Source organism: Clostridium sp. 1001270J_160509_D11, from assembly GCF_015667935.1.
Taxonomy (GTDB): domain Bacteria; phylum Bacillota; class Clostridia; order Peptostreptococcales; family Peptostreptococcaceae; genus Intestinibacter.
On the sequence record NZ_JADPET010000164.1, the window covers coordinates 1 to 6,066 of the forward strand.

Here is a 6,066-nt window from a genome sequence, read left to right on the forward strand (position 1 = left end):
ATATATACCAGCTATTTTTAATCTGTCACATATTTGGTCATAGTGAGTAAATAATTTTTCTATACCAGATCTTTCATCATCTACCCCTTCTTCTATGTTGTCGTTTTCTTCTTTATTTATTGTCCACTCATCTAAAAGAGCTCTACAATCGTCGAAATCTTCTTTTCCAAGAAGTCTATATTCAAATCTTCCGTCGTATTCAGTTAAGAAGTAATTTATATGATTTCTTTTTTTGCTATTTTTTCTACCTTTTAGAGTTCTCATTATTTCACCATCATAAACATAGTCAAATAAATCTCTTTCTGCTATATATTCAAATCTATCTCCGTATTCTTCCTTTAAATAATCTACTACTTCTTCTGTAATACCTCTAAAGTAAAGTTTTTCTTCTATTTGTGCAAAGTAATCTAATACGAAATCTATTACTTTTGGTAAATCTTCTTTTTTAGCAAGAGGTAAGATTGAGAATACTTCACCGTCATACTCTCCTACTAAAACTGCAAAATTATCACCTACATAATATGCAGTTTTGTATGCATGTTGCCACATATATAATGTGTTGAAGTTGTATTCACATGCTTCATAATCCACTAAATCAAAATATGGATTTAATATTTCTCTATCTTCAATAGTTATTTCCTTAAAATAAGGTCTTGAACTATTTGGATCTTTTTTTATTATTTCTTCAAAAAGATTTATATTATCTCTTTCTTTTGTTATTTGCATAACAGCCTCCTATAAATTAAATGAAAGTTTACATTTTAAATTTATTTTCAATTTATTGTATTTATTTCTATTTTAACGTCAAAACTCTTAATATATTTATTTCAGTATTCTATTTTACCCAAGATAGCATCCAATAAACATGTATTTTAATGGAGTGATTGTAACTTGAATAAAAAAATTTTAATATTTTCAATTATTATAATAGCACTTTTTACTGGCTGTAACAAAAATAAAGATTTTTGCATCCATATAATAGATGTTGGCCAAGCAGATTCTATTTTAATCACAACACAATCAAATAAAAATATGTTAATTGATGGTGGAGATGAAAATAGTGCTAAAATAATAAAATCCTATTTAAAAAATAAAAAAGTTAAAACTTTAGATGTAGTTGTGGCGACACACCCTGACAGCGACCATATTGGTAGCCTAGACGATATAATTGATAATTTTGATGTAGAGAAAATTTATATGCCTAAGCAAACCACAAATAGTGAATGCTACATCAACTTAATTGACTCTTGTAATAAAAAAAATTTAAAAGTAAATTATCTGTCTAAAGATGATTCTTTCAACTTAGATAAATACACAGAAATATATGTTCTAAGTCCAGATTATATCACAGATAATAATAATTCAAATTCCATTGTACTAAATATTTCATATAAAAACAATAATTTTTTGTTTACTGGCGATTGTGAAGAATCTAACGAGATGGACATGATAAACTCCTATGACCTTGAAAATATAGACTTTTTAAAAGTTGCCCACCATGGAAGTTCAACCTCCAGCTCCTTAGAATTTTTAAAAGAAATTTCACCTTCTATAGCTGTAATATCATGTGGGTATAAAAACGACTACGGTCATCCACATAGGTCAACTTTACAAAATTTAGAATCTGTCAACGCAAAAGTTTTTAGAACTGATGTAAATGGAAGTATGCAATTTTATTCCGATGGGAATAAAATTTACTCTACAATCAAATATAAACAAGAGTAAACTAAAATAAGAGCATCAATTATATGCTCTTATTTTTTTATCATAAACACCTCTACAAATAAATCATTTTATATTCTTATAACTTCTCCTACATAGATTAAGTTTGGATTTGTCATATTATTTTTTTCTATTAATTCTTTATAATCTACTCCAAATTTTTTCGCAATCGAACTTAATGTATCTCCCTTTTGAACTGTATAAAGGCTGCTAAAGTTTTCACCTCTACTTCCAGTATTTATAGAAGTTCTTATTTTTAAAATTTCGCCTGTATAAATTAAATTCGGATTGGATATATTATTTATACTCACTATACTTTGGACTGTTGTATCAAATTTTTGAGCAATTGAACTTAATGTATCTCCATTTTGTACTATATATGTCGTCATATATTGTCTTGTTGATGGGACTGCGATATTTCCTCTAGAATCTGTCGGTATTTTCAATATTTCTCCTACATAAATTAAATTTGGATTTTCTAAATCATTTAAGTCTACTATAGCTTGAACTGTTGTATCAAATCTTATTGCAATAGAAGTTAGTGTATCACCACTTTGTACTATATATGTTGTTGTAAATATTTTTCTTCTTTTTTTAATACTCCTATTACCCGGATAAATTTTCAAGACTTGACCTACATAAATTAAATTTGGATTTGTAATTGAATTTATAACTGCGATTTCATGAACTGTTGTACCGTATTTTTGAGCAATTGAGCTTAATGTATCTCCTGCTTGAACTGTATAATATATAACTGGGCTTTGTGTTGATGGTTGTTGTCTATCTCCTGGAATTTTACGTGGCTTTTTTTGTTCCTTTGGAACATCTTCGCTATCATCTAAAAACATTCCATCATAAATTAAATCTAAATCTGTACTTGCATTAATACCTCTCACTCTTCCTGTATCAGAATACTGCCACGCAACATATCTATCTCCCCAAATAGGATTTGGTGATGGTCCACCTTCACTAAGTTGTGCAATCCACAAAGGATACTCAGAAAGTCCAAGTCCTTCATATAAATAATGTTGTGCAAAATAAGTGTATGTGTAAATTGCTGTATCTAATCCACTATACTCCTTTACTTCTCTTAAGAATTCTATCGCTTGGAGAGTCAATTCGTAATTATCAAGACCTCCTATTTGTTCAAAATCCAATATTAATTTTAAATCGGAATCTAAACCTCTAATAGTATCTACAAAATATCTTGCTTGTTCTTGTGGTGTTGGGGATGAACCTGGATTAAAAAAGTGATAAAACCCAACTTTTAATCCATATGCTTTTGCTCCATCATAATATTCATGTAAATAAGGATCTCTATAGAAAGTTCCTTCAGATGCTTGTATTATTACAACTTCTACACCTGAATCTGCTACAGCTCTCCAGTCTATAGTTCCTGACCAATTACTTACATCTATTCCTCTATAAGTAGCCATATTAAACCTCCTAGATGATATTTATAATTAAAACTATTGTTTTATTATTATATTCTGCTTAAAGTTTTTAGTGATTTAATATGGCTATTATTTTATTTATATCCTATAATCGCAGCACCCAATGCCCCTATTATCTGTGCTTCATCAGATATAAATATATTTTTATTTAAATCTTTTTCTAACATTTTTACCAATTCACTTATATTAGCTAAGCCACCTGTAAAAGCAATATCATCTACTATTTTTGATTTATTTAATAAAGATACGCCTTTGTTTGATATTGATTTTATTATTCCAGCGGCTATTTTTTTCTTACAAACATCTCTTGCTAATAAACTTACTATCTCTGATTCCGCAAATACTGTACACATACTAGATATATTTTCTGGCTCGGCACCTTTTGCAAGCTCATCTATATTATAAATATCGCTGTCTAATTTGTTAGAAGTTATCTCTAAAAATTTTCCTGTTCCAGCTGCACATTTATCATTCATTAGAAAGTTTTCTACACTTCCATTTTCATTTATATTGATAACTTTTATATCTTGCCCGCCTATATCAAGTATCGTTCTTATCTTTGGATTTAAAAAGAATATTCCTTTTGCATGACATGTTATTTCTGTAACTTTTTTATCTATAAAATCCATGCTAACTCTTCCATAACCAGTTCCTACAACCTTTTTTATTTGAGAGTTATCAATATCTTTAGTAAGATATTCATATACTTCTTTTGATGTAGATTTTGGACTAGACCCAGTTGGAATTATAAGTTTTTTTGATATATTTTCTCCGTCAAATAATACCCCTTTTGTATATGTAGACCCTGCGTCTATACCAATACTATACATAGATTTCCTCCATTTTACTTCTTATCTTCAATCATTTCAATAAATGCTTCAAATCTCGTTCTAAGTTGTTCAGTATCTGTTTCTGAATAATCTGTCTCGATAGCCATATAATCTATATGTTTTTTATTTACTACAAAATCTTTTATTTTATGACTTTCGACATTAAATGGATGGCAAGACTGAAGTGCTACATCTATTACTCCATCTATTTTATATTCATCAATTAATTCATCTAAAAGATCTATTCTCTTTTGATTATTCATCATACATGCACAACCTATATTTAAATATCTCTTTGCAATCGCTTCATATATATCTGGATTATCCTCATCTATTAGCTCCCTGTTACTTCTTATAGATGAACATAGCTCATAAGCTACAATAGATGCTCCACTTTCTTCTAATGTTCCAATTATTTTTTTTACACATCCACCGATTGGAGAACCTGTAACTAATATTCTCGGTGCATCCTTTTTAACCGGACACTTTCCTTCTTCATATCTTTTTTTAGTGTCATCTATCACTTTTCTAAGTGATGATTTTAATTCTTCTCTATCGAATTTAAATTGAGCTTGGTATGAAACATTATATAATTCAGATGAAGTTAGTGCAGATGGCTCTAATTTAGCTAATTCATAAAATTCATTTAATAACTTTCTTTCTTCATTTTTATCTTTTATAGAATTTTTTATATCGTCGTCTGTTATTGTTACATCTAATTCTTTTTCTAAAACTTCTTTTAATAAAATAACTTCGTCTTTCCAAAGGTTAAACTCATTTTTACCACTTGCTCTATTTGGAAGTTGCATAACATGCATTGGTTTTATTTTTGATAATTCTTCATACATCTTTTTCTTTCCATCACAAGTAGTTTCTCCAACTAATAAATCTGAAAAATAAAAATATGGACAGGTATCTGTTATAACGTGTCCATAACTTGATTTTATTAATGGACATAAATTTCTAGGTAGTACCTTTTCTGCATCCTTTATAGGCTCTTCACTAACACCGCAAACGCCTACTGGAACAGCACCTGCTGCTAGCATAAGTTCAGTTGGTGTAAAACAACAAAAAACTCCGACCATCTTTTTCCCATTATCTTTTATATTTTTTGCTGCTAGAAAACCATTTCTTCTAGCTTCTGTAAAACTTTCAAATTGTTTTGGTAAATTATTATCCATTCCATTCCTCCCTTTTATCTTAATCAATAAATTATAATTAAATAGTAACAAATAATTTTCCATATTTCTACAAAATATACTATTAAATTATATTTATATACAAACAAAAAGGAGCAAATGATTTATATCTCATTTACTCCTTTTCAATTTATATTAAATTTTATATCTTATAACTATTTATAATTTCTATATTTTTTATTATCTTTCTAATAATTCTCTAACTACTACAGATGCTATAGTAAGTCCACCTACTGAAGGTACAAAAGATACACTTCCTGGAGTTACTTTTCTTCCATTCATTATTCTTTCTTTTAATTCTCTTGGTTGCTCTGTTGAGTAAACTACTTTTAATTTTTTGATTCTTCTATCTTTAAGTTCTCTTCTAAGAACTTTTGCAAGTGGGCAAGTATGTGTTTTATATATATCTGTAACAACTATTTTAGTTGGATCTAATTTATTACCCATTCCCATAGAACTTATTATGTTTAATCCTTTTTCTTTACATGTTTCTATAAGTTTTATTTTTGAAGTAACCATATCTATTGCATCTATAACATAGTCGTAATCTTCTGTTAATATTTCATCACTAGTTTCCACATTGTATAATTTTTTAATTGCTTTTATATTTAAATCTGGGTTTATATCTAAAAGTCTTTCTTTCATAACTTCTACTTTATATCTTCCTACTGTAGAATGAAGTGCTGGTATTTGTCTGTTGATATTAGTTATATCAACGTCATCAAAGTCAACTATAGTTATATTTCCAACTCCAGCTCTTACTATAGCTTCACAGGCGAAACTTCCAACTCCACCAGTTGAGTGTTTGTCAGCTTTTATACCTTCTATTGAAGATAAGTCTATTACATCACCACTGTTCAT

The 6,066-nt window shown here is 28.5% G+C and carries 6 protein-coding genes; 1 reads left to right on the forward strand and 5 read right to left on the reverse strand.

All coding sequences use genetic code 11. The features are described 5' to 3' along the window. Nucleotides 1–726: phosphatidylglycerol lysyltransferase domain-containing protein (locus I4U58_RS12175; protein WP_195931613.1), on the reverse strand; the 726-nt coding region annotated here is incomplete at its 3' end. Between the two features lie 165 nt (nucleotides 727–891). Here I4U58_RS12175 and I4U58_RS12180 point away from each other — a divergent pair. Continuing rightward, nucleotides 892–1,725, forward strand: coding sequence for a ComEC/Rec2 family competence protein (locus I4U58_RS12180; RefSeq protein ID WP_195931614.1), 834 nt, complete (start codon nucleotides 892–894; stop codon nucleotides 1,723–1,725). Nucleotides 1,726–1,793: 68 nt separating this feature from the next. Here the strand turns inward: I4U58_RS12180 and I4U58_RS12185 are convergent, their stop codons facing one another. From I4U58_RS12185 to I4U58_RS12200, 4 genes are all read right to left on the reverse strand, one after another. Continuing rightward, complete coding sequence (locus tag I4U58_RS12185; protein ID WP_195931615.1) at nucleotides 1,794–3,158, reverse strand: LysM peptidoglycan-binding domain-containing protein; 1,365 nt, start codon at nucleotides 3,156–3,158, stop codon at nucleotides 1,794–1,796. Between the two features lie 92 nt (nucleotides 3,159–3,250). Then, complete coding sequence (locus I4U58_RS12190) at nucleotides 3,251–4,006, reverse strand: acyl-CoA dehydratase activase (protein WP_195931616.1); 756 nt, start codon at nucleotides 4,004–4,006, stop codon at nucleotides 3,251–3,253. A gap of 14 nt (nucleotides 4,007–4,020) precedes the next feature. Beyond that, nucleotides 4,021–5,187, reverse strand: a complete 1,167-nt coding sequence (locus I4U58_RS12195) for a double-cubane-cluster-containing anaerobic reductase (protein ID WP_195931617.1) — start codon at nucleotides 5,185–5,187, stop codon at nucleotides 4,021–4,023. Nucleotides 5,188–5,385: 198 nt separating this feature from the next. After that, on the reverse strand, nucleotides 5,386–6,066 hold a 681-nt coding region (locus tag I4U58_RS12200; protein WP_243269627.1), incomplete at its 5' end, for a tRNA threonylcarbamoyladenosine dehydratase.